The sequence below is a fragment of the Gordonia sp. CPCC 206044 genome, from assembly GCF_048537895.1.
Taxonomy (GTDB): domain Bacteria; phylum Actinomycetota; class Actinomycetes; order Mycobacteriales; family Mycobacteriaceae; genus Gordonia.
In genome coordinates, this window is the sequence record NZ_JBCLVL010000007.1 from 284,369 (window position 1) to 309,036 (window position 24,668).

Below are 24,668 nucleotides of genomic sequence, written 5' to 3' on the forward strand. Positions count from 1 at the left end.
GCCCCACCGTCGCACCGCCGGTCGAGTAGCCGACCCCACCGCCCCACCGCCGGTCGAGTAGCCGCCGAGGCGGCGTATCGAGACCACCCGAACCACACCCGGATCACCCGATCAGTGAATCGTGATCGGCCCAGTACTTCTCCCGCAGCCTGCGCTTGTACAGTTTGCCGTTCGGATCACGCGGCAACCGATCGACCAGATCGACCGCGCGCGGACACTTGAACCCGGCGAGATGTTGTCGGGTGAAGGCGATCAGTTCCGCACCCAGTTCCCCAGGGTCGGCATCCGGGTCGACCGGCTCGACGACCGCCATCACCGATTCCCCCATTTCGGCGTCGGGTACCCCGATGACTGCCACATCGGCCACTGCCGGATGGCCTGCCAAAACGTTCTCGGTCTCCTGCGGATAGATGTTCACCCCACCGGAGATGATCATGTGTGCCTCACGGTCGGTCAGATACAGGTATCCGTCGGAGTCGAGATGCCCGATGTCACCGAGCGTTCGCCACCCCTTGTCGTTCATCGCCGCAGCCGTCTTCGCCGGGTCGTTGTGATATTCGAACGGACGTCCGCCGGAGAAGAAGACCCGGCCCACCTCGCCCGTCGGGACCTCTTCGCCGTCGGCGCCGACGATGTGGCATTCCTCCATCGGCCTGCCGACCGAACCACGATGGGCCAGCCACTCCTCTGATGTGATGAACGTGGTACCGATGTCCTCGGTGCCCGAGTAGTACTCGCTGATGATCGGACCCCACCAGTCGATCATCTGCTGTTTGATGTCCACGGGACATGGTGCGGCGGAGTGGATCACGCTGCGCAGACTCGAGCAGTCCCGACCATCACGGTCCGCATCGGAGAGCCTCAGCAGACGAGTGAACATCGTCGGGACGAACTGACCGGTCGTCACCCGGTGCCGTTCTATCAGGTCCAGACACTGCGCTGCGTCGAAACGCTCCATGACGACGACGGTGGCACCGAGACGGTGCCACGACATGGCGAAGATGAGCGGGGCGCCGTGGTAGAGCGGCGCCGGACACAGATAGACCGCACCCGCCACCTCACTCGTCATCCGAAGTCCCGCCGCGATCTGCACCGGGGCGGCGGATGGATCGCCGAGGGGGCTGCGGGACAGAGGCTTTCGTACGCCCTTGGGCCGCCCGGTAGTCCCCGAGGAATACAGCATCTCGCGTCATTCCACGTCGTCGGCGCGCGGCAGTTCCGCACCCTCGGCGAGGACATCGTCATAGGACTCGAAGCCTTCGATCTCGCCGTGTGTACAGATCCGCACGTCGATCCCGGCAAGGTCCAGCCCGTCCAGAACCGCAGCCATCGCAGCGCTGGTGACCAGCGCAACAGCACCGCAATCGTCGAGGATGTATTGGACCTCGGCGCTCGTCAGGTGCCGGTTGACGGCCGTGTAGTACAGGCCGCTCCGCTGTGCCGCCCAGGCCACCTCCAGGTATGCGCGGTTGTTCTCCATGACGATCGCGATACCGTCGCCACCCTGAAGTCCTCTGGCGCGCAACACCGCCGCCAACCGTACGGACCGATCTTCGAGATCCGCGTAAGTCACTGTTTCACCGGAACCACCCATGATGATCGCCGGTCTGTCCGGCGTGTGGGCGGCGTGCCATCCGGGCGTCATCTCCATCTCCAGGACCTCCATTGGTCGATTCACCGTGTGATCACTTCTCATCCGTGCGGTACCCGTTGCGCGCAACGGAAACGGGTCCGCGAGGTATCGGCGGTCACTCTCGGACCACCAAACCCAGGCACGCCGCGACGATCCGGTCGACATCGTCCGACGTCGGTATCGTCTGCTGCCACAGGCAGTCCGACAGCATCCCGATGGTCGCGTGCGCCACCAGTCGAGCATCGAATTCCGGTTGCGCACTCCCCAATTCCCGTAGTGAGTCGTGCAGCAACGTCGCGAGGTGTGCGGTGACCGACGGCGGCGTCGTCATGCTCTCCGCATTGATGTTGCCCACATTCCACATCACCGCGCGCGTGGTCTGCGCCGAGCCGGCGTCGGCCTGCGCGAGGATTCCGGCCACCCATCGTGCCAGCCGACCGCGAGCCTGCGTTTCCTTGTCCATCTGATGGGCCAGGTAGCCGCGCAGCCGTTCGGTCCCGTCCTGCAGAATGGCGCCGACCAAGTCGTCCTTCGACCGAAAGTGCCGATAGAACGCGTCATTCGACAAGCCCGCCGCGGCAACGATGTCGGCAACCCGAGGCCGTGAGCTGGTCCCGGCGTCGGCCATCACCTCCCGTCCGGCGTCGAGGAGACGTCGCACCTCGTCGGCATAGCCGGCCGTTCGCTTCGCGACCGCGCGGGCGGCTATGCGTCGCACCACCTCCGACGACCCGTCGTCCGAGACCATCGGATCGGTCATCGACCCGGCCCCGACCAGCATTGCGACAGCCCCGGCTCCGCCGCCCGGGTCACCAATTCGAGGCGAAGGCCGGAATCGTTGCGGCAGAAGGCGAAGAACGGTTCCCCGTCCGGCCCGGTGCGCACGGCTTCGCGAACGAAACCGCTCTCCTCCAACACGCCGAGGTCGGCGGCGACGTCGTCCGACCAGTAGCCGAGGTGGTGGACCCCACCACCGCCGGTCCACATCGTGCCGGGAACCTCGGTGACGACCTCGATCCGAGGGGTTTGCACGGAGAACGAGCACGACATGACCGTAGCGATCGGCCCGCCGGGCGTCATCACCTCGACCTGCGATCCCACATCGGGCCCCCACTCGTAGCCGAGCAGAGCACTCAGCGATTGTCGCGTCGCCTCCGAATCGTTCGTGACCACCCCGACATGGAACAAGTCCTCGGCCCTCATGCCACCTCCACAACGCGGAACGGAAACTCCAGAATTGCATTCTGCACGATGAGAACTATATTCTCAATCCGGAGAGGAGCTGACATGGCTTGGGATTTCGAGACAGATCCGGACTATCAGGAGCACCTGACGTGGGCCGACGACTTCGTCCGCAACGAGGTCGAGCCACTCGATCTGGTGTGGCCACACCAACAATTCGTTCCGCTCGAGGGCGCCAGGCGCAAGGCCATCGATCCGCTCAAAGACGCGGTGCGTCGGCGTGGACTGTGGGCGACGCATCTGGGGCCCGAACTCGGCGGGCAGGGACACGGCCAGCTCAAACTGGCACTGCTCAACGAGATCCTCGGCAGATCGTCGTGGGCACCCGTCGTGTTCGGTTGCCAGGCCCCGGACACCGGTAACGCCGAGATCATCGCGCACTTCGGTACCGACGATCAGAAGGCGCGGTACCTACGTCCGCTGCTCGACGGTGAGATCTTCTCGTCGTATTCGATGACCGAGCCGCAGGGCGGCGCCGACCCGGCCCAATTCGAGACCCGGGCCACCCGTGACGGCGACGACTGGATCATCAACGGCTGGAAGTACTTCTCCTCCAACGCCGCGACCGCGTCGTTCCTCATCGTCATGGTCGTCACCGACCCGGATGTGAGTGCCTACAAGGGCATGTCGATGTTCGTCGTTCCGACCGACACACCGGGAATCGAGATCGTGCGCAACGTCGGACTCTACGGGGAACCGGTCAACGGGGGCTCACACGCGCTGATCCACTACAACGACGTGCGAGTGCCCGCCGAGTCGTTGCTCGGGGGCGAGGGTCAGGCTTTCGCGATCGCGCAGACCCGGCTGGGAGGGGGTCGTATCCACCATGCGATGCGGACCATCGGACTCGCCCAGAAGGCCATCGACATGATGTGCGAACGAGCTCTCAGCCGGACCACCGCGGGAAGTGCGTTGTCCGACAAACAGTTCGTGCAGGGCTACATCGCGGATTCGTATGCCCAGCTCAAACAGTTCCGGTTGCTCGTGCTCAACACGGCATGGGAGATCGACAAATATCAGGATTACAAAAAGGTACGCAAGGACATCGCTGCCGTGAAGATCGTGATGCCGACCGTCTTACACGACATCGCGTGGCGCGCCATGCAAGTGCACGGCGCCCTCGGCGTCACCAACGAGATGCCCTTCTTCACGATGATCCACGGTGCGGGCGTCATGGGGCTCGCCGACGGCCCGACCGAGGTCCACAAGACCACGGTCGCCCGCCAGGTGCTCCGCGACCACCGCCCCTCCGACGATGTGTGGCCGACCCAATGGCTTCCGCGCCGCGAAGAAGCCGCCCGTGCCAAGTACGCAGACTTCCTCGAACACGAAGTGGGGAACCGATGATCGACCTCGACCGACTCGCGAACTGGATGGACGAAGCCGGGCTGCCCGGCAAGGGGGAACCCATCGACGCCGAGTTCCTCTCCGGCGGGACGCAGAACGAGATCTACTCGATCCGTCGTGGCGAGCAGCGCTGCGTCATCCGCATACCCCCGACGGCTGCGCCCGCGGATCGCGACAAGGGCATCCTGCGCGAGTGGCGCATCATCGAAGCACTTGACGGCACCGAGGTGCCGCACACGACCGCGATCGCGGCCTGCGAGGATCCCTCGGTACTCGGCCGCACCTTCTACCTCATGGGATTCGTGGAGGGCTGGTCGCCGATGGAACACAAGCGCTGGAAGGAGCCGTTCACGTCGGACTTGTCGTTGCGCGCGCAGCTCGGTTACCAACTGGCCGAGGGCATCGCCCTGCTGTCCAAGGTGGATTGGCGCGCACGGGGACTCGAGGACCTCGGACGTCCCGACGGATTCCACGAACGTCAGGTCAGCCGCTGGACCGGATTCTTCGAACGGATCAAGGGTCGGGAGCTCGACGGGATGGACGTCGCCACCAGGTGGCTGGAGGACAACCGTCCGATCGATTACATCCCCGGCCTCATGCACGGCGACTACCAGTTCGCCAATGTCATGTTCGAGGACGGTGAACCGGCTCGCCTGTCGGCGATCGTGGATTGGGAGATGGGTACCGTCGGCGATCCCAAGCTCGACCTGGCCTGGATGGTGCAGGGGTGGCCCGAGGACACCTCAGCCGAATCCGCCTCGGAATCAAGCTATGTCGACCTGCGGGGCATGCCCTCGCGCGATCAGATGGTGCAGCACTACGCCACCGTGTCCGGTCGACAGGTCGACGACCTGGATTACTATCTCGTCCTGGCCAAATGGAAACTCGCGATCGTCCTGGAACAGGGGTTCCAGCGGGCAGGCGACGACCACAAGCTGCAGTCGTTCGGACCGATCGTGCCCGAACTGATGCGATCGGCAGCCGAACTCGCCGAGTCGACGGACTACCGCTCATGACCGCGCCGGGAACCGAACTCGCCCAAACCGCGGGCGACGGCACCCTCACCCTCACCCTCAATCGCCCGCACGCACGCAATGCCCTGACCGGCACCATGATCAGAGGTATCGGTGCCGCGCTCATCGCCGCCGAGAACGACCCCGGCATCACCACGATCATCCTCACCGGTGCCGGAGACCGCGCCTTCTGCGCCGGGATGGATCTGCGCACCTTCACCGAAGGCGGTGACATCGGCAGCGGCAAGGACCCCGAGACCCTCGCCTACTACCGCCTGGTGCGCGGTGAGACCACCGTGCCGGTCGTCGGCGCCGTGAACGGAACGGCCATCGGTGGCGGGCTCGAACTCCTGTTGGGATGCGACCTCATCGTCGCCGCCGACGATGCGAGATTCGGCCTGCCAGAGAGCAAACGAGGATTGTTCCCGGGTGGTGGCGGCACCGACATCGGCACACGCATCCCCCTGAGCGCCGCACTCGAGATGACCTTGACCGGCGAGCTCATCACGGCACGACGCGGCTACGAGCTCGGACTGGTGAACGAGGTGGTCGGCGCGGATCAACTGATGGATGCCGCCCACCGACACGCCGAGCGGATCGCCGCGAATGCCCCGCTGGGGCTGGCGGCCTGCAAAGAGCTGGTCCGACTGGCCGTGGCATCCCCCGAGAAAGTCGCCGAGCGACTACCGCATTGGCAGTCGGTGGTGTTCTCGAGCGACGATGCGCGCGAAGGCGCGACCGCCTTCATCGAGAAGCGCGTGCCGAAGTGGACTGGCCGCTGACATGGGCTTCCGGGCCGCGGTGTGCACACGATACGGCGAGCCGGAGTCGGTGGAGATCCACGACCTTCCCGGCACCGCACTGACTCCCGGGGCCGCCCGGGTCGCGGTGGAGATCGCGGCGGTGAACTATCCCGATGTCCTGGTGATCGCCGATCGCTATCAGGTGAGCGTCCCCACGCCGTTCATCCCGGGCAGCGAGTTCGCTGGTGTGATCACCGAGGTCGGCGACGGGACCGAAGGCGTGTCGGCAGGCGATCGGGTGACCGGTACCGGCCTGTTCGGCGCCTTTGCACAGGAGGTCGTCGTCGACGCCGCCCGACTCACCCCGATTCCCGAGCACCTCACCACCCGGCAGGCCGCCGCAGCCGGCGTCGCGTACCGGACGGCCTACCACTCGCTGCGATCGGTCGCCGGGATCCGAAAGGGCGACACCGTGGTGGTTCTCGGTGCCGGCGGTGGTGTGGGGCTGGCAGCAGTTGCCCTGGCCACCTCGCTGGGCGCCGAGGTCGTCGCCGTGGCCTCCACCCGGGACAAACTCGATGCCGCGCAGCGGCACGGTGCGCGCCACCTCGTCGACCACCGTGGGACCGACCTGCGAGAGGCGCTACGCGCCGTGGTCGGCGACGGGGCCGACGCCGTCATCGACCCGGTGGGCGGCTCGTTGTCCGAACCGGCGCTACGCTCGCTGCGACGCGGCGGGCGCTTCGTCACCATCGGCTTCGCATCCGGAGACATCCCCCGCATCCCGCTGAATCTGGTTCTCGTCAAGGGCGTGACGGTCGCGGGCTTCCAGTTCACCGACATCGCACCGGATGAGTTCTCCCGCAACGAGGACGAACTCGCCGAACTCCTCCGGGCAGGCACGGTCGAACCACACGTGGGCGGCGAGTACCCCCTCGAGCAGACATCCACCGCGCTACGGATCGTTGCCGACGGACAGGCGATCGGCAAAATCCTGATCCGTGTCGGAGACCACCCGTGACGGACCGGTGGCGCATGGACGCAACAGCTGTGATCACCGGCGCGGCAGGCGGAATCGGCGCCGCGACCGCGCGTCGACTGTCGAGGTCGGGACTGCGTTGCGTCGTGGTCGACCGCAATCCGGCCGTGCGAGACGTCGCCGACGAGATCGGAGGCATCGCCGTCGTCGGCGATCTGACGCGACCCGAGACCTCGGTCCGCGCCGTGGACGCGGCAGGCGAGGACCTCGACGTACTCGTTCTCAACGCCGGGATGAACTCGGTGGACAAGGATCCCGCGACCCTCGATGTCGAGCGCTATCACACCGTCGTCGGGGTCAATCAACATGCCGTCGTGTGGGGGCTTCGCGCCGCGCTGCCGACGATGCGCCGCCACGGACGCGGTTCCATCACCGTGACGGCCTCGCTCGCCGCCCTGCACGGCGTCGAGCAGGACCCGATCTACACCATGACCAAACATGCCGTCATCGGCCTCGTGCGTGCCCTGTCCGGACCGCTCGCACGCGAGGGGATCACCATGAGCGCCGTGTGCCCGGGCCTCGTCGACACACCGCTGACGGCTGGTGCACGCGAGCGGTTCCGCGCCGCCGGAGTGCCCATGCTGGGTGCCGACGCTGTGGCCGCCGCCATCGAGAGCACCCTCTGGGATGCACCTGCGGGCACCGAACTCGTGGTAGGGCCTGGGATTCCGCCGACGCCGTACGTCGCGGCCGGACTGCCGTGAGCCTGTACGACTGAGTCGCCATCGTTGACTTCACCGACCGAGATAATCATACTCTTGGGTTAAGTTAGTCACTCTGCAGCAGCGCGGATCAGAATCCGATTATCGCTAAAAATAGAACGCCATTCTTATACACTGCGGAGCAGACAGCCGCTCGCGGTGTCGCACCAGCAGAGGAGGTTCATCCCGGCGGAGCTCAGCGCCGCATCCGCCATCCCATCGCCTCACCCCGGGCGGCACCGTTCGCCGTCGCCCGCCGCGATCTGCCCGCTCGGCACCCACGACCGGACACCAGATCGACGCGAGTGCATCATGATTCGACCTTCTCTGGTGAATTGTGATGCCCTACAACATCTTCCATCACCGCACCCTCGACAAGCATCGAGGGCGATGAACCGCGCCTCCTTCCCGTCATCAGCAATTCCGACCAAACGAGAGATCACCACCCATGCTTGCCATGAATGTCCGATTTCCCTACGCTCGAGCGAGCACACGCCGTCATCACAATGTGTCTGCCGTCACCAGATGAGCTGGCGCCCATGACACATCACGTGATGCACGACTCATCCCCGGTCGAACACAGCCCAGTTCGCGACCGCCCCATGTACCAGGCCGCCCCAGCGGCCCGTCGCGCAGACGAAAGATGATCCTCCATGCTTCTCACAGTTGCATCGCGACTCGGCCGCAGCATCGTCGTGGTCCTGTTGGTGACCATCGCGGTCGTGGCTCTGCTCAGCCTTGCCCCCGGCTCGGCATCAGAGGTGATCCTCGGCGAAAACGCCACTCCCACAGCAGTTGCCGAGATGGACGAGAAGCTCGGTCTCGATCGACCGGTCCCCGTCCAATACGTCGATTGGCTCTCGAACGCGGTCCGCGGCGACCTCGGCTCGTCACCGCTGACCAATCAGTCGGTCACCGACGCGATCATCGAACGGCTTCCGGTCACGCTCGAACTGGCATTGCTCGGATTGGTCATCGCATTGGCCGTGGCGATCCTGATGGGCGTCCTCTCGGCATCTCGCCCGGGGAGCCTGACCGACCGCGGGATCAATGCGCTCTCCGCGGTGTTCCTGTCCGTCCCCGCATTCGTCGCGGGCCCGGTCCTCATCTACTTCTTCGCCATCCAGTTGCAGATCTTCCCGGTGCTCGGATGGTCGGACATCAGCGACGGACTCGGCGAGAATCTTCGCAGTGCGCTGCTGCCGGCGATCGCGATCTCGTTGACCGAGATCGCATCCTTTCATCGCCTCCTCCGCACCGATCTCATCGCCACCCTGGGTGAGGACTACATCTCCGCCGCACGCGCCAAGGGCATGTCGAGTAGTTATGTCTTGTTCCGCCACGCATTTCGGCCCTCTTCCTTCTCGCTGATCACCTTGGCCGGGATGAATCTCGGCCGACTCATCGGCGGCACGGTGATCGTCGAGACCCTCTTCGGGCTTCCCGGGCTCGGCCAACTCATCGCCTCGTCGATCACGAACCGGGATCTGATCATGGTTCAGGGCATCGTCGTGTTCATCGCAGTCACCTACGTGCTCATCAACACCGTTGTCGACCTCAGCTACGGGCTCATCGACCCACGCGTCAGAAAGGTAGCGGCCGCCGCATGACCGACACCATCGTCGAGACGACTGCCGAGTCGAACAACACTGCAGCACAACGGCTAACGACACTTGTCGTACCCAAGGTCCGCAAGCGACGACCGATCCTGGTGTGGCTGTCGGTGGCATGGCTCGCCACGGTGATCGTCGTGGCCGTGTTCGCGAACATCCTGCCCATCGCCCCTTACGACGCTCCGGTAGGTCCTCCGCGGCTCGGGCCGTCCTGGGGATCTCTGGATCTACTCCTCGGCACCGACACGTTCGGCCGCTCTGAACTCTCCCGGCTCGTCTACGGTGCCCGGGTCTCCCTCGTCGTCGGCACGATGGCGGGACTGTTCGGATTCGTCATCGGCTCACTGATCGGGCTCGTCGCAGGCTATTTCGGGCGCCGGCTCGACATCGGCGTCTCGCTGCTCACCGACGCCATGCTCGCGTTCCCGCCGCTGATCCTGTTGCTCGCACTCGCATCGATCCTGCAACCGAGTGCCGGCACCATCCTGCTCGGCCTCACGCTCGTCGTGATCCCTGCATTCATCCGGTTGTCGCGCGCGAACTCGATGGCCTGGTCGTCACGTGAGTTCGTGCGAGCGGCAAAGAACATGGGAGCCGGTCATTCCCGGATTCTCTTCAAGGAGATCCTGCCCAATGTGGTGGCCCCGCTGGCCGCCTACCTCCCCATCGTGATGGCCGCTCTCATCGTCGCCGAGGGTTCGTTGAGCTTTCTGGGCCTCGGCATCCCACCACCCACGCCGAGTTGGGGCGGGATGATCAGCGAGGGCAAAGACGCGCTCGCCACGTCGCCACACCTGGTCTTCGTCCCCGCCGTATCGATCTTCTTCACCGTCTTCGCCCTCAACGTTCTCGGCGATCATCTCCGCATCACGTTCGACCGCACCCTGCAGCACTGACCGGAAAACCACCCGCGCGCGCTCGTCCGGTGCGACGTCTCGGACTCATCGAGTCCCGGTCGCGCACTCGCGCATTCCCCGCACCCGTCACCCCGTCCCCCGTCGAGAGGTACCACGATGATCCGCAAGAAACATCGAGCCCGGCTGCTCGCGTCCGTCGGCGTGGCCGCGACCGTCTTCGTCGCCGCCTGTGGGGGTGGTGGCGCCGAGTCGGGCGACTCATCCGGTGACGGTGGATCACCGGTTCCCGGAGGCACGCTGCGGGCCATCCAACTCGGCGAACCCCGCTCCCTGGATCCCGCGGCGTTGTCGAACACCTGGGCGCACCATGCGACCCTGGGCAACTCCCTGTACGGGACGCTGATGATCAACGACCCGGAGACCCTCGACGTCGAGTACACGATGGCCTCCGACTTCTCGACGCCCGACGGCGGTAAGACGTTCGATCTGGTGTTGCGGCCAGGTCTCGTGTTCACCGACGACACACCGCTCGACGCCGAAGCGGTGAAGTTCAACTGGGATCGACTCAGGGACCCAGCCCTCGGCTCCAACTCGATCCGGATGGCCGGGCAGATCGCCGATACCTCAGTCGTCGACCCGACGACGCTGAAGGTCACCATGAAGGAACCCAATCCGCAGTTCGCGCAGGCATTGCTTGCCAGTTCCCTGAACTGGATCGCGTCCCCGACCGCGCTGCGAAAGGGCCGCGCTGCATTCGACGAGTCTCCCGTCGGGGCCGGGCCGTTCACCCTCACGCACTGGACACGGCAGGCCTCCATCGAGCTCTCGAAGAACGCGGACTTCTATGCCGCGCCCAAGCCATATCTCGACAAGCTGACGATCCAGACCGTGCCCGACAGCAACACCCGCGTCAACACCATGACCACCGGCGGTGCCGATCTGGCGTCGGAGAGCAACAACGCTGCCCTCGAGAAGGCGAAAGCGGCCGGTCTGCAGACCGAACTGGTGCCGACCAGCGGTGGACAGTACATGGGAATGAACTGGAAGAAGGCACCTTTCAACGATCCGCGCGCACGGAAGGCGGTGCAGCTGGCCACCGATCTCGACGCACTGAACACGATCGTCTACGACGGTCAGGGCATCGTGCCGCAGACCCTGTTCGACGACAAGTCACCCTTCTTCACCGACGTCGCTCTGCAGCAGCGCAACACCGACGAGGCGCAGAAGCTGTTCGACGAGCTGGCGGCGGAAGGCAAACCGGTGTCGTTCACCTTCCTGTCCTATCCCACGTCCGAGAGTCGGATGCTCGCCGAGGGACTCCAATCACAGCTCAGCGCCTACGACAACGTGGACGTGAAGGTCGAGGTCCTCGATCTGGGCGCCGCGACCGCGCGTGTCGCGAGCCGGGACTTCCAGATGACCATCTCATCGGCCATCATCCAGGATCCGGACTTCCCGCTGTGGATGGCCTTCCACAGCAACTCACCCGGCAACATTCTCGGGGTCGACGACGCCGAACTCGACAAGGCCCTCGACGAAGGCCGCGTCGCAACGTCGCCGGCCGAGCGCAAAGCAGCCTATGAGGCCGCGCAGAAGCGCATTGTCGCGACCGTCCCGGGCATCTGGTACATCCGTGCGACACCGTCGGTGACCTACGCCGACAACGTGCACGGTGTGGATCTCTACACACTGGGTTCACCACTGCCCGAGAACATCTGGATGAACTGACCATCACTTCAGGAAGGACGGGGTTGCCATGACCGGTGCACCCGTACTCGAGGTGCGGAATCTGTCCGCTCACATAGCCACCGCACGCGGTACCGTACACGCGGTCGACGACGTGTCGTTGACCATCGACGGCGGCGAGGCATCGGGCATCGTCGGAGAATCCGGCTCGGGCAAATCCGTTCTGGCCAAGTCCATCATGGGGCTCCTGCCGCCGAACTCGGCGCGTTCGGGTGAACTGACATTCCGTGGTCGAGATCTGTTGTCGCTGAGCAAGAAAGACCAACTCGAGATCTGGGGAAACCAGATCGCCATGGTGTTCCAGGACCCGGGCCGATCACTGAATCCGGTTGTCCGGGTGGAGCGACAGCTGACCGAGGGCATGCGGCGCCACCTGGGGCTGGGACGCTCCGAGGCCCGGGCACGGGCGCTCACCCTCCTCCAGGAGGTCGGCGTTCCGGACCCGGAGCGACGACTGCGCAACTATCCGCACGAGATGTCCGGCGGTATGCGCCAACGGGTGATGATCGCCATCGCATTGGCATGCGAACCCGAACTGCTGATCGCAGACGAACCGACGACCGCCCTCGACGTCACGATCCAACGTCAGATCCTCGACCTCCTCCGACGAGTGCAGCGGGAACGGAACATGTCGATGATCCTCATCTCGCACGACCTCGCCGTGGTCGCCGGACGTACCGACCGCGTATCGGTCATGTACGCGGGCCGGCTCGCCGAGGTCGGTGCCACCCACGATGTGTTCGATGCGCCGCGTCATCGCTACACGCAGGCTCTGCTGGCAGCGACACCGACGATCGACCATCCCCGCCACTCCCCGCTGCGTGTGATTCCCGGGGCACTACCGGATCCCACCGCATTGCCCACCGGATGCCGCTTCGCGCCACGTTGTGACCATGCGCACGACGACTGTCGAACCACCGGTCCCGAACTGGCCGATGTGGGGACCGGGCACACCGCCGCATGCCTGCATCCCATCGGGGAGACGGCCGCGACAACAGTTACCTCCGGAAGGTGAAGACCATGACGAGTAGCGCACCCGCCCATCTGCGTGGTGACGAGGCATTGCTCAGCGTGCAGGGACTCGTGGTCGAGTATCCGACCAAAGCCGGTACGGTGCAGGCGGTCTCAGACCTCAGCTTCGACGTCCTACCGGGCGAGACGCTCGGCATAGTCGGCGAATCCGGTTGCGGAAAGTCGACCACCGGCAGAGCCGTCCTCCGACTCGACCGCATCACCTCCGGGCGGATTCGCTTCGGCGAGGACTGGATCGAGCAGGCGGACGGCAAACACATGCGTCACCTGCGGCGAGACATGCAGATGATCTTCCAGGATCCAGTCGGCTCGCTCAATCCGCGGCGTGCCGTCAAGGACATCGTCACCGAGGGCATGACGGTGGCCGGCGCACCGAAGTCCGAGCGCACCACCCGATCGACCGAGTTGCTCGACGCGGTGGGACTCGCCCCGGACCGATTCGCCGATCTGCTGCCCCGCGCCCTGTCCGGGGGCCAGGCCCAGCGGGTGGCGATCGCCCGCGCGCTCGCCCTGAGCCCACGGCTCTTGATCTGCGACGAACCCGTGTCGGCCCTCGACGTGTCGGTCCAGGCCCAGATCCTCAACCTGCTCGAGCAACTCAAGGACGAGTTCGACCTGACGGTGGTATTCATCGCACACGATCTGGGCGTGGTCCGTACTGTCAGTGACAACGTCATGGTCATGTATCTCGGAAAAGCCTGCGAATTCGGCGATTCCGTGGACATGTATGCCGATCCGGCACATCCCTACACTCGGGCCCTGTTGGATTCGGTGCCCCTGACGGACCCGGACAAGGGTTTCGCCGGCCCCGCACTCAAGGGTGATGTGCCCTCACCATTGTCCCCACCCACCGGCTGCCGCTTCCGATCGCGGTGCCCGCGGGCCGACGAACTGTGCGCCGCCGAAGAGCCCCAGATGCGCGAACACGGACCCGGGCGGTTCGTGGCATGCCACTTTCCGCTCACCCCGGTCCCAGACACCGATCACGCGGCCCCGCAGACATGCGGAGGCAGCTCGGTCAGTACAGACCGCCGTCGACCCGGATGAACGAGGACGTGGTGTAACTCGACGACGGACTGGCCAAATAGAGTGCGGTGGTGATGATCTCGTCCGGATCTCCGGGTCGCCCGGAGGCGCTGCGCAATCCGGTACGGGACTCCTCACCCCACGACTTGGCGATGTCGGTCAGGAACGGCCCGGCAGAGATGGTGTTCACGCGGACCTTGGGTCCGTACTCGCGGGCGAACACACCCGTGAGCGCATTGAGACCGGCCTTGGCTCCCGCGTACGGCCCGAACGAGGGCGCCGGAAAGATCGCACCCGACGACGAGATGTTGATGATCGATCCGCCCTCGCCGTCGGCCATCCGTCGTCCGATCAGCGAGCTCAACCGGAACGGGCCCTTGAAGTTCACCGCGACGATCTTGTCGAAGAGATCTTCCCCGGTCTCCTCTGACGACGGCGCGACCGGCGACATCCCGGCATTGTTGACGAGGATGTCGACCTTGCCGAAGTGCTGATAAGCGGCGTCGACGAGTCCATCGATGTCGTCCCATCGGCCCATGTGAGCGCTCACCGGCAGTGCTCGAACGCCGGTCTGCTCGACCTCACGTGCCACCTGCTCGCACGCAGGCAGCTTGCGACTCGCGATCACGACATCGGCCCCGGCGCGAGCGAATGCCAGCACCATCGCCCGCCCGAGGCCGCGGCTCCCGCCGGTCACCAATGCTGTCTTGCCGGTCAGGTCGAACAAATCGTCGGTGCGTGCACCGGTTCCGGAATTCTCCATGATCGATGCCTCTCAGTCGCCGGTGTGGCCGACCGGGCCGGAGGTACCGACCGGCCACACCGGGGTGTGCAGTCAGCCCAGCGAGAACGGCCTACCCCACAGGGTGGTCTCGCTCTTCGCATTCGACGTCGTCACCTGGATGGTCATCCGTGCACGCGCCTGCGCGTACCCCGCACATCCGTTCACCCGCAACGGTTCTTGACTGTAGGCCACCGAGCCGCGATTGCCGGAGAACTGGTAGCCGCTGATCTTGTAGAGCACGTTGGTCGTGTCGAGTGCAGAGTTGGTCTGGTCGATGATGGGGACGTAAGCCGCTTGTCCCGCACCCAGACTCAGGGTGCTCCCCACCGACGGCAGACTCATCGTGCCCTGCTGGTCGACCTTGCCGGTGCCGCTGTTGCTCATCCCGGACAGATTGATCTGACAGCCGACCACATAGCCACCCTTGATGACACCGCCCTTGGCGGCGCCGGTGATGGCCACGCGGATCTTGCCCGACAGCAGCACCTGTCGGCTCGTCGGAGTGCCCGCGACGTTGCCGCGCTGGTAGGCGACGAACTGGTCGACCAGCCGGGCGGTCATCGTGGTTCCACCACCCAGATCGGACCGCACCACGTTCCCCGGTAGCGGACCAGCTGCGGCATTGGCGGACAACAGAAGTGCACCGACAGCCGTCACCGTGGCGCCCGACACCACACCGGTCGCCCTGAGTGTCTTGTTCATATGTGAAGCTTCTTTCGTCGAGTGATCAGTTGAGGCTGAACGGTTGTCCGAGCAGGGTCGACTGCACGTACGCACCGGATCCGCCGATGTTCGTGGAGGTTGCGGTGCCGATCGAATACCCCTCGACGGCCTCGACTTTCGCGTATGAACGCGCCTGCGCGTGCCCGCCGCATCCTTGCACCTCGACCTCGAGCCCCGAGTATTGGTATCGAGCAGAGGACTTGATGTTCTGCGTGCTGAGCTGCACCGCTTTGATCTCGCCCGGTGCCAGCGGGAACGAGAGACTACCCGACAGCGACGGTGCGGCGGCAATGGTTCCCGATACTCCGGCGGTCAGTGTGCCGACAGCCACCTGGCAACCGACCAGGTATCCGACGCGGAGCTTGCCCTCGCCTTTGCTGACTTTGGCCACGATCGTGCCGGACAAGATGGCCGATCGGCCGATCCCGTTGGCCGCCATGGAGTTCTGCGGTGCCGCGTACTCACCGCTGCGCCACGTCTGCACCACCATGGCGCCGTCGGAGACCTTCTTGTACCCGTTCGCCAGGCGTCCCGCCGACGCGTCGGGGGTGGCGGCGATCGCGCACACCGCCATGACGCCGATCGCCGCGGCGGCGGTAGTTGTTCTTCTTGGCATGAAGCCCCTCACTCATCTCGGGTGGATCACTGGATCACTGGATCGCGGACCAGCCCGACCGCCGACGCCGCGACGTCGCGTCCACCGACGTTCACCCCCCGACCGACACCGCCGCAACGGTCGCAGCCGTGAACACGGCTGTCCGACACGATTACTCAGGCGAATGTGGTGACATGCCAGTTCTTCTCAACAGATTCCCGAGGAGGATTCGATGGTGGTTGAAGAACTCGGACCGACTCGCGGTGCGGGACACCTCTGTGACCGCACCTCGAAAACTACACCAGCGGGTAAGGTTTTGTGGCCGGATGGCAGAATTGCGCCATGTCCCCGAGATCTCGAGGATCCGACACGCACGCCGGTGCACATCCCGGCGGCCGTCCGACCCGCGCCCAGGCAGCCGCACTGGACAACCGAATCCGCGAGGCCGCCCTCGAACTGTTCCTTCGTGATGGCTACGAGGACACGTCGATGAACGCGATCGCCGCGGCGGCGCACACCACAAAACCGACGCTCTATGCGCGCTACCCGACCAAGGACGAGATCTTTCGCACCGTCATCGGTTGGGCGGTCTCCCGCAAGGACTGGCCGATTCCCGAGCCGCCGACGCCCGATCTGGACGACCTGGAACAGGCGCTGCGCACCATCGCGCAGACATTGCTCAACCGTGCACTCGATCCGTCGATGGTTCGGCTGGAGCAGATCGCCATCGCACATGCATCCCGCTATCCCGACATCGCGCGACGGACATACGGCAGTGGCACCTGGCCACGGCATCCGATCGTCGTCGAGCTCCTCCGCCGACATGCCGCCGAAGGCACCATCGAGGTCGACGACCCCGATCGGACCGCCATGGACTTCCTGGGGCTGGCCTCGGGCACGCCGGCACGTCTGGCGTCCTTCGGAATCCCGCTCGACGAGCAGGGCCGCCAGGCGCACATCGAATCCGTCGTGACGCTGTTCTTGCGCGCGCTCCGACCGTCCTGATCGCTCCGTTTCCGATTGCGTTACGCCGGCACACCCACGGACGGTTGTTCCTCCCCCACCAGCGTGGTGCGATGCATGAGCCGGACCGACGTCGGCTCGAACGGCAGTGCGCGGTGCAGCATTCCGGTGTTGTCCCAGATGACCAGGTCGCCGACCGTCCATCGGTGGCGGACGGTGAACCGTGGCTGCGTCGACCATTCGAGGAGGTGGTCGAGCAGCGCCCGCCCCTTCTCCGGCGACATCCCCACGACCTCGGTGGCGGTGGAACCGAGCAGCAGGGACCGACGACCGTCCCGGTGAACCCAGACCAGGGGATGCACCCGCGACGGCACCCGGTCCCACTGCGCGCGCTGGGCATCGGTGGGATCCGGATTGGCCAGTGACTGCGCGTGTGCGAACGTGTGGACCACCTGCAACGACTCGATCGCACCCTTCTCCGACTCGGAGAGTGCCTCGTAGGCCGCGTATGTACTCGCGAACTCCGTGTCACCTCCGGCCGGATCGACGGCCCGCGCGATGAGCAACGTTCCTTTCTGCGGGACCTCGTCGGTTGCGCCATCGATGTGCCAGTGAAAGTTCCCGTGTCGATACGACGCCATCAGGGCGCTGGTCTTGGTGGGGTCCATCGTGATCGTCTGGATCTCGGGATGGATGTGCTCGCCCGTGGGCTGGACGACGAGCGTGCCGAGCATCCGGCTGAGTTCGAGAAGCTGATCGTCATCGAGGCCCACCTCCCGGTAGACGACCACACCGTGGTCGGCGAGCGCGGCTTCGGCGGCACGGGCACCGGCAGGGCTGACGAGCTCGGCCGACGAGAGTCCGGATATCTCCAAACCCACGGTTTCGGTGATCGTTCGAGATGTCGGTGCCATCAGCGCTCCTCGACTGGTGCTATACATTCGTATAAGAACAGCATATCCGAACAGCGCCGGAAGTGGGTGCCCGACGCCGACTCCACTTCTGACGTTTGTGCGGTATCGCCAGGCGCCCAGCGTGTTTCATCGCCGAGATTCAGCTGGCCGGCACCAACCCGGATCGCCGCGGAGTGCCCGCGTGCTCGGCCGCCTCCCGGAACAGCTCGACCGAGGTCAACGAGTCCGGATCGACATGCGCTGCGCAGAGGGCGCGGCGTTTGAACGCCTGGGCGGCGACGCTGAGCCGATGCGAGACCGGACGGCAACGATCGTCGAGACCGGTCGGCAGTCCATCTCCCCATAGCCGAATATCGGTGAGCCCCTTGTCTATCGATGCCGTGGCGCCGGACAGAATCCGCTCGTCGTCGGCGATGACCTTGGCCGACACGGCAACCGCCTGCGGCCACGGTCCGAAACCCGGCTGGTCGAATGCGGTTCGCCGAGCGAGTGATTCGCGCAGTTCGAACATACTCGCGCCGAGAATGGCCAGTGGGCGCAGATCTCCACCTTCGGTGACGTGAACCGACACATCCCAACCCGCCATCGACTGGTCGAACAGCCAGCCACCGGCGTATTCGATGGCCTCCAGCGGGTCGGTTGCGATCACTGCGAGCCGATAGCGGAGCGGACGGCGCCGGGCGACAGTTCGCGCTCGAGCGATCTCGCGTACTCCCGAAACACTTGCACCAGTGGAATTGATGGATCGAGCAGCCATGAGGTTTCCATTCCATTGATAAAGGCGATGACTTCCACGGCCTTCTCGGCCGCGTCCAGGTCGGTACGAAAGCGCCCCCCGCGCTGACCGCGCCGAATGCCTTCGGCCACGGTCTCCACCGCCGCGTGATAGCGGAACAGCAATCGGTCGTGCAGAGGCGCATCCGGCTCCAGGTTCTCCGCCTGCAACACGGTGAACATCCGAACCCGCTCCGGTGACCTCTCGAACCGCTGCGCGACGTTCTCGAGTTGCTCGAGAATGTCGCCCGAACGATCCGCGTGCGCTTCGTCGTCGGCATCTCGGAGCTCCAACACCGCGTGGAGCAGCACTGCCTTCGACTCGAAATGATGGAGGAGACCTGCAGGCGTCACGCCCGCCTCCGCCGCAATCTGGGCCAGCGTCGTATTGCGCCATCCGTTCCGGGCCAGCAATCGCTGCGCCACCTCCAGGATGCGCCGTTTGCGCTCTTCACCCTTGGCGAGGAGTGCATCATACGGACGTGTACCAGACGCCTGACTCACAATGTAGTTCCTGACCGAATCAGTAAACCGTGTTCCGGGGGGCTGCCCGAAACCAACCTAGTGAACACATAGTAGGTAGGTTCGTCGGCTGTGACAAGGGTCTCATTCGACATCGATTGCTGTCACGGTCACACCGCGCCAATCACCCGGACTGACCTTCACATCATATGAGAATTACATTCTCCGTCAAGGGCGGACGTACCCACTCATGACCGTCGCCGACCCGGTCGCCCGATCACGAGATGAGCTCGACGAGAGTCGCGTTCGCCGTCCCGCCGCCCTCACACATCGTCTGCAGCCCGTACTGGATGTCGTTGTCGCGCATGTGATGGATGAGCCTGGTCAGCAGTATCGCGCCCGACCCGCCGAGAGGGTGGCCGAGCGCGATCGCCCCGCCCAGCGGATTGAGTCGATCAACCGATGCCCCCGTCTCCGCCTGCCACGCCAACGGCACCGACGCGAAGGCCTCGTTGACCTCGAAGACCCCGACATCATCGAGCGACACCCCGGCCTTGGCCAGAACCTTGGCCGTCGCGGGGATGGGTCCGGTGAGCATCAGCACCGGGTCCGCACCGATCACGGCCCCGGCGCGATACCGGACGAGCGGCCGCAATCCCAGTTCGGCGGCTCGCGCGGACGTGGTCACCAGGACCGCGCCTGCACCATCGGAGATCTGCGATGAGTTACCCGCATGGATCACCCCGTCGTCGCGGAAGGCCGGACGCAGACCGGCCAACTTCTCGACGGTGGTTCCTCGGCGCACCCCCTCGTCCACCGAGATCGTGGCACCGTCGTCGGTCTCCACCGGCACGATCTGGTCGGCGAACGCACCGCGGTCGATGGCGGCGGCCGCCAACTCGTGTGACCGGGTCGCGTATTCGTCCAGCATCGTGCGCGACAGACCCCACTTGTCCGCGATGAGCTCGGCCGAGAGACCTTGATTGAACGAGAAGTCGTCATATCGGGCAAAGACCTTCGGCCCGTACGGGGTCCCGGTGGCGCGAGCCGAACCCAGCGGGACGCGACTCATCACCTCGACACCACCCGCGACGACGACGTCCTGCTGTCCCGACATCACCGCCTGGACGGCGAAGTCCACGGCCTGCTGGCTGGAACCGCAGGCACGATTGACGGTCGTCCCGGGTATGGACTCGGGCCACCCGGCCGCGAGTACTGCATAGCGTCCGATGTTGCTGGACTGGTCGCCGACCTGCGACACACACCCCCAGATGACGTCGTCTACCACCATGGGATCGATTCCGGTTCGACGTGCCAGCTCGCGCAGGACGAGCGCGGAGAGATCCGCGGCATGCATCTGCGACAATCCGCCGTTGCGTTTCCCTACCGCCGTCCGCACGGCTTCTGCGATGACGACCTCACGCATCTCGCTCTCCCATCCGAGTGTGTCCATCCCCGTCGGTGGGGCTGCCCGGAGGCGCCACCGCCCATCGCCCGGTGAAGACCGGGTCGGTCTTGGCAGCGAACGCCGCGTAGGCGTTGCCCACATCCGCGGTGCCGAAATTGATCACCTGTGCACGCGATTCCCCCGCCAACGCCTCCCGTAGTGACCGGTCTGCGCCCTCGTTGAGCAACGACTTGATCTGCGCCAGCGCGACCGGAGGTCCGTCGGCCAGACGACGTGCGTGCTCGTCGACAAAGGCGTCGATCTCGGTGGCGTCGACGACCCATGTCACCAGCCCCAGGTCGCACGCCTGGGTCGCGTCGATCATCTCTGCCAGCAGCGCAAGGCGTTTCGCTTGTTGCAGCCCGACCAGCTTGGGCAACAGCCAGGAACCACCGAGGTCCATCGACAAGCCTCGGCGCGCAAAGATCTGCGAGAACCGGGCCTCGGGTGTGGCCGCCACCAGATCGCAGCCGAGGGCCAGGTTCCATCCGGCCCCGACCGCGACACCGGTCACCTTGGCCATCGTCGGGATCGGCAACTCGTGCAACGCGATCGCCACATCGGACAGGATGCGCATCTTGTCGGCGGGATGGCGCGGGTCCGGTTTCGAGATGTCGGCCCCCGCACAGAACGCACCTCCTGCGCCGGTGAGAACCAACGCTCGCGGACCTCCTGACCGGGTCGTGTCCTCGAGGATCTCACGCAGGGCGCACCACGCAGGCCAGTCGAGTGCGTTCTTGCGCTCGGGCCGGTTCAATGTCACCGTCCGCACACCGTCGTCGTCGGAGACCAGCAGTCCCCGCTCCCCTGATCCGACGCTCACCGTTGCGGTACCGGCCCGAGCGCGCCGAGCTCACGCAGTTCGGCGATCTCGCCGTCGGCGAAGCCTGCCTCACCCAACACACGGTCGGTGTGCTCGCCCAAGCCCGGAATCGCACCCATCACGGCTTCGTATCCGGCTATCACCGGCGGTGGCAGTACCGCGGTGATGGGCCCGTTGGGTGTGTCGACCTCCCGCCACCGATCACGCTCGGCCAGGTGCGGATGTGCGATCACGTCGCTCGGGAGGTTGAACTTGGCATTGCCGATACCCGCGGCGTCCGCCGACTTCTGGATCTCGAGCAGATCGTGCCGGGCACACCACTCCTCGATCGCGGCGTCGAGCAGTTCCCGATGCTCGACCCGCCCCGCGTTGGTGGTCAGCCGCGCGTCGTCCGCCAGATCGGCCCGGTGCAAGATATCCCTTGCCAGACGCTGCCATTCCCGATCATTGGTGGTGCCGAGCACCACCGTCGCCCCGTCGGCGGTCGGGTAGGCCCCGTACGGCGCCACCGCAGGCGACCCCATACCGCGTGGCTGCTGATCGATGCCGGTGTGGCGCGTGTAGTTGAGCGCATAACCCATCAGTTCGGCCATCGTGTCGAACAGACTCACCGCGACGGTACCCCCACCGTGCCACCGATCGTTGCCGCGCCCCACGAGCAGCGACAGGATCGAGATCGCCGAGTAGAGGCCCGAGCAGACGTCGGCCATCGGCGGGCCTGGTTTTGCCGGCGCACCGGGTTGGCCGGTGATCGCGCACGCCCCCGATTCCGCCTGGGCGAGAAGATCATAGGCACGTTTGTGGGACAGCGGACCGCCTGGACCGTAGCCGTCGATCTCGACGACGATCAGCTCCGGGTACCTCTCGGTGAGGTCCGCCGGCGCGATGCCCATCTTTGCTGTGGAACCCGGCGCGAGATTGGACACCAGCACGTCCGCGGTGGCGAGCAATCGGTGCAGGACCTCGAGTCCGCGGGCCGATTTCAGATCGATCGTGACCGATTCCTTGCCGCGGTTGACCCACACGAAATGCGCTGCCATGCCGTTGACCACGTCGTCGTAGTGACGCGCGAAGTCGCCGCCCTTCGGGTTCTCGACCTTGATCACCCGGGCACCGAGATCGGCGAGCGTACGAGTGCACATGGGCGCGGACACCGCCTGCTCGAGCGCCACCACGGTCAGCCCCGACAGCGGCCCATCCGAGGGAGCCGGCGTCACCGCATGGTCGACGGGCAGCGACATCACATCACCATGCCGCCGTCGACGGGCAGAACCTGCCCGGTGACGAACGACGCCGCATCCGATGCGAGGAAGACGAAGGCGCCTGCCACCTCCGACGGTTCTGCCCAGCGTCGCAACGGAATCCGGTTCAGCATCGTTGGCGCGAAACGCTCGTCGGTCCGGATCGTCTCGGTCATCGGGGTCGCCGCGAGCGGCGCCAGCGCGTTGACGAGGATCTGCTTACGCGCCAACTCACGCGCCAGGGACTTGGTGAGCCCGATGATGCCAGCCTTGGCCGCCGAGTAGTTCACCTGCCCCAGTGTTCCGGTGATCCCCGCCGACGAGGTGACGTTGATGATCCGTCCGGTTCCGTCGGTGGCGAGGTACGGCAGGGCGGCCTGGGCGCAGTTGAACGCGCCCATCAGGTGGATGTCGAGCATCCGGCGGATCGAGTCCTCGGTGGTGTCGCCGAACATCGCCGGGGCGGTCACGCCGGCATTGTTCACGACGATGTGCACCGCGCCGTCGCCCAGGGCCGCGGCCCTACCCATCACGCCGTCGGCGGCGGCCCGGTCACTGACGTCGAGGGCCATGCTGTCGGCCTTGTCACCGTTGGTCGAGATGCGTTCGGCGACGGCCGCCGCCGCATCTCCGTCGATGTCGGTGACCAGAACGGCGGCACCGGCACGTGCCAGCGCTTGGGCCACAGCCGACCCGATCCCACCTGCGGCACCGGTCACCACGGCCGCGCGGCCGGTGAGGTCGAACAAACTGTGATCGGTCATCAATAGCTCCTCGGCAGTCCCAATGTGTGTGATCCCAGATAGTTGAGGATCATCTCCTGGCTGATCGGCGCGATCCTCATCACTCGCGCCTCACGGAAGTAACGACCGACGTGGTACTCCTCGGAGTACCCCATCCCGCCGTGCGTCTGGACGGCTCGGTCGGCAGCGGTGAAACCGGCGTCGGCACAGAGGTATTTCGCCGTGTTCGCCTCCCGCCCGCAGGGGCGACCGTTGTCGTAGAGCCAGGTCGCCTTGCGTAGCACCAACTCCGCGGCATCGAGGTGGGCCAGTGAATCAGCCAGCGGAAACTGGATGCCCTGGTTCATACCGATCGGACGGTCGAAGACCTCCCGCTGCTTGGCGTAGGTGACCGCGCGATCCAGCGACACCCGCCCCAGCCCCAGCGCCTCGGCGGCGATGAGCATCCGCTCCGGATTGAGCCCGTCGAGCAGATACTGGAACCCTTTGCCCTCCTCACCGACGCGATCGGCCGCCGACACGACGAGATCGTCGATGAACACCTCGTTGGATGTCACCGCGTTGCGACCCATCTTCTTGATGGGACGGACCTCCACATGATCCGGGTCGAGGTCGGTGAGGAACAGGGTCATGCCGTCTGTCTTCTTCGTCACCTCGTCGTACGGCGTGGTGCGGGTCAGCAGCAGGATCTTCTCCGACTCGACGGCCTTGGAGATCCACACCTTGCGACCGTTGATCACATAGTCGTCGCCCCGGCGCTTGGCGAACGTCCGGATGCGCGAGGTGTCCAGGCCCGCACCGGGTTCGGTGACGCCGAAACAGACGTGCAGATCGCCGTCGACGATCCTGGGCAGGGTGGCCTGCTTGAGTTCCTCGGAACCGTGCACGACCACCGGTTGCATCCCGAAGATGGACAGGTGGATGGCCGTGGCCGCATTCATCCCACCGCCCGAGCGCGCCACTTCCTCCAGCAACAGCGTCGCCTCGGTGATGCCCAGCCCGTGCCCGCCGTACTGCTCGGGAATGGTCATACCGAGCCAACCGCCGTCGGCGATCGCGCGGTAGAACTCCGTGGGGAACTCGTGGGCGAGATCCTTTTCCATCCAATAGTGGTCGTCGAACCGACCCGCCAACTCGGCGACGGATTTGCGGATCAGTTCCTGATCCTCGGACAGTTCGAAACTCATCCCTGCGGACATGAGGTCTC

Annotated in this window: 24 protein-coding genes and 1 pseudogene; 11 read left to right on the plus strand and 14 right to left on the minus strand. The window is 65.4% G+C overall.

The window, feature by feature from the left end; all coding sequences use genetic code 11:
* Window positions 1-103: 103 nt before the first annotated feature.
* The 3 genes and pseudogenes from AAFP35_RS13810 to AAFP35_RS13820 all read right to left on the minus strand — a co-directional run bounded on the left by AAFP35_RS13810 (window position 104) and on the right by AAFP35_RS13820 (window position 2,836).
* Window positions 104-1,645, minus strand: a pseudogene (locus tag AAFP35_RS13810) (acyl-CoA synthetase).
* A gap of 103 nt (window positions 1,646-1,748) precedes the next feature.
* Complete coding sequence (locus AAFP35_RS13815) at window positions 1,749-2,393, minus strand: TetR/AcrR family transcriptional regulator (RefSeq protein WP_419222194.1); 645 nt, start codon at window positions 2,391-2,393, stop codon at window positions 1,749-1,751.
* The gene (locus AAFP35_RS13820) at window positions 2,390-2,836 is read right to left on the minus strand and encodes a VOC family protein (protein ID WP_419222195.1); all 447 of its coding nucleotides are present in this window, start codon (window positions 2,834-2,836) and stop codon (window positions 2,390-2,392) included. Before AAFP35_RS13820 ends, AAFP35_RS13815 begins: the two co-directional genes overlap by 4 nt.
* A gap of 84 nt (window positions 2,837-2,920) precedes the next feature.
* Between AAFP35_RS13820 and AAFP35_RS13825 the strand changes: the two genes are divergently transcribed.
* From AAFP35_RS13825 to AAFP35_RS13870, 10 genes are all read left to right on the plus strand, one after another.
* Window positions 2,921-4,222, plus strand: coding sequence for an acyl-CoA dehydrogenase family protein (locus AAFP35_RS13825; RefSeq protein WP_419222196.1), 1,302 nt, complete (start codon window positions 2,921-2,923; stop codon window positions 4,220-4,222).
* Entirely contained in the window at window positions 4,219-5,238 is a 1,020-nt protein-coding gene (locus AAFP35_RS13830; protein ID WP_419222197.1) for a phosphotransferase family protein, read from the plus strand. The genes AAFP35_RS13825 and AAFP35_RS13830 overlap by 4 nt, the downstream gene beginning before the upstream one ends.
* A complete protein-coding gene (locus tag AAFP35_RS13835) occupies window positions 5,235-6,017 on the plus strand; it encodes an enoyl-CoA hydratase/isomerase family protein (protein WP_419222198.1) in 783 nt (260 codons plus the stop codon). The genes AAFP35_RS13830 and AAFP35_RS13835 overlap by 4 nt, the downstream gene beginning before the upstream one ends.
* A gap of 1 nt (window position 6,018) precedes the next feature.
* Complete coding sequence (locus AAFP35_RS13840) at window positions 6,019-6,999, plus strand: NADPH:quinone oxidoreductase family protein (RefSeq protein WP_419222199.1); 981 nt, start codon at window positions 6,019-6,021, stop codon at window positions 6,997-6,999.
* Between the two features lie 14 nt (window positions 7,000-7,013).
* Window positions 7,014-7,721: an SDR family oxidoreductase gene (locus tag AAFP35_RS13845; RefSeq protein ID WP_419222200.1), complete on the plus strand. Its 708-nt coding sequence runs from the start codon at window positions 7,014-7,016 to the stop codon at window positions 7,719-7,721.
* 650 nt (window positions 7,722-8,371) lie between these two features.
* A complete protein-coding gene (locus tag AAFP35_RS13850; protein WP_419222201.1) occupies window positions 8,372-9,328 on the plus strand; it encodes an ABC transporter permease in 957 nt (318 codons plus the stop codon).
* Window positions 9,325-10,227, plus strand: a complete 903-nt coding sequence (locus tag AAFP35_RS13855; protein WP_419222202.1) for an ABC transporter permease — start codon at window positions 9,325-9,327, stop codon at window positions 10,225-10,227. The genes AAFP35_RS13850 and AAFP35_RS13855 overlap by 4 nt, the downstream gene beginning before the upstream one ends.
* Before the next feature lie 117 nt (window positions 10,228-10,344).
* Window positions 10,345-11,916 (plus strand): ABC transporter substrate-binding protein, encoded by a 1,572-nt coding sequence (locus AAFP35_RS13860; protein ID WP_419222203.1) that lies wholly within the window; start codon window positions 10,345-10,347, stop codon window positions 11,914-11,916.
* Window positions 11,917-11,944: 28 nt separating this feature from the next.
* Window positions 11,945-12,949, plus strand: coding sequence for an ABC transporter ATP-binding protein (locus AAFP35_RS13865; protein ID WP_419222204.1), 1,005 nt, complete (start codon window positions 11,945-11,947; stop codon window positions 12,947-12,949).
* A 5-nt stretch (window positions 12,950-12,954) separates the two neighbouring features.
* Complete coding sequence (locus AAFP35_RS13870; protein ID WP_419222205.1) at window positions 12,955-14,013, plus strand: ABC transporter ATP-binding protein; 1,059 nt, start codon at window positions 12,955-12,957, stop codon at window positions 14,011-14,013.
* Here the strand turns inward: AAFP35_RS13870 and AAFP35_RS13875 are convergent.
* The 3 genes from AAFP35_RS13875 to AAFP35_RS13885 form a co-directional block, all read right to left on the minus strand.
* Window positions 13,985-14,755 (minus strand): SDR family NAD(P)-dependent oxidoreductase, encoded by a 771-nt coding sequence (locus AAFP35_RS13875; RefSeq protein ID WP_419222206.1) that lies wholly within the window; start codon window positions 14,753-14,755, stop codon window positions 13,985-13,987. The two genes, AAFP35_RS13870 and AAFP35_RS13875, sit on opposite strands and share 29 nt — an antisense overlap.
* A gap of 72 nt (window positions 14,756-14,827) precedes the next feature.
* Complete coding sequence (locus AAFP35_RS13880) at window positions 14,828-15,478, minus strand: MspA family porin (RefSeq protein ID WP_419222207.1); 651 nt, start codon at window positions 15,476-15,478, stop codon at window positions 14,828-14,830.
* Window positions 15,479-15,503: 25 nt separating this feature from the next.
* Window positions 15,504-16,115, minus strand: a complete 612-nt coding sequence (locus tag AAFP35_RS13885) for an MspA family porin (protein WP_419222208.1) — start codon at window positions 16,113-16,115, stop codon at window positions 15,504-15,506.
* Between the two features lie 321 nt (window positions 16,116-16,436).
* Here AAFP35_RS13885 and AAFP35_RS13890 point away from each other — a divergent pair, with 321 nt between their 5' ends.
* Window positions 16,437-17,099: a TetR/AcrR family transcriptional regulator gene (locus AAFP35_RS13890; protein ID WP_419222209.1), complete on the plus strand. Its 663-nt coding sequence runs from the start codon at window positions 16,437-16,439 to the stop codon at window positions 17,097-17,099.
* Window positions 17,100-17,119: 20 nt separating this feature from the next.
* On the opposite strand, the gene AAFP35_RS13895 is transcribed toward AAFP35_RS13890, so the two are convergent.
* The 8 genes from AAFP35_RS13895 to AAFP35_RS13930 form a co-directional block, all read right to left on the minus strand.
* Window positions 17,120-17,971 (minus strand): TauD/TfdA dioxygenase family protein, encoded by an 852-nt coding sequence (locus AAFP35_RS13895; protein ID WP_419222210.1) that lies wholly within the window; start codon window positions 17,969-17,971, stop codon window positions 17,120-17,122.
* Between the two features lie 139 nt (window positions 17,972-18,110).
* Complete coding sequence (locus AAFP35_RS13900) at window positions 18,111-18,620, minus strand: hypothetical protein (RefSeq protein WP_419222211.1); 510 nt, start codon at window positions 18,618-18,620, stop codon at window positions 18,111-18,113.
* Complete coding sequence (locus AAFP35_RS13905; RefSeq protein ID WP_419222212.1) at window positions 18,617-19,249, minus strand: TetR/AcrR family transcriptional regulator; 633 nt, start codon at window positions 19,247-19,249, stop codon at window positions 18,617-18,619. The genes AAFP35_RS13900 and AAFP35_RS13905 overlap by 4 nt, the downstream gene beginning before the upstream one ends.
* A gap of 235 nt (window positions 19,250-19,484) precedes the next feature.
* Window positions 19,485-20,633 (minus strand): thiolase family protein, encoded by a 1,149-nt coding sequence (locus tag AAFP35_RS13910; RefSeq protein WP_419222260.1) that lies wholly within the window; start codon window positions 20,631-20,633, stop codon window positions 19,485-19,487.
* Entirely contained in the window at window positions 20,626-21,477 is an 852-nt protein-coding gene (locus tag AAFP35_RS13915) for an enoyl-CoA hydratase/isomerase family protein (RefSeq protein ID WP_419222213.1), read from the minus strand. The genes AAFP35_RS13910 and AAFP35_RS13915 overlap by 8 nt, the downstream gene beginning before the upstream one ends.
* On the minus strand, window positions 21,474-22,718 hold the full coding sequence (locus AAFP35_RS13920) for a CaiB/BaiF CoA transferase family protein (protein ID WP_419222214.1): 1,245 nt from the start codon (window positions 22,716-22,718) through the stop codon (window positions 21,474-21,476). Before AAFP35_RS13920 ends, AAFP35_RS13915 begins: the two co-directional genes overlap by 4 nt.
* Entirely contained in the window at window positions 22,718-23,482 is a 765-nt protein-coding gene (locus tag AAFP35_RS13925) for an SDR family NAD(P)-dependent oxidoreductase (protein ID WP_419222215.1), read from the minus strand. Before AAFP35_RS13925 ends, AAFP35_RS13920 begins: the two co-directional genes overlap by 1 nt.
* A complete protein-coding gene (locus AAFP35_RS13930) occupies window positions 23,482-24,660 on the minus strand; it encodes an acyl-CoA dehydrogenase family protein (RefSeq protein WP_419222216.1) in 1,179 nt (392 codons plus the stop codon). The genes AAFP35_RS13925 and AAFP35_RS13930 overlap by 1 nt, the downstream gene beginning before the upstream one ends.
* Window positions 24,661-24,668: the final 8 nt, after the last annotated feature.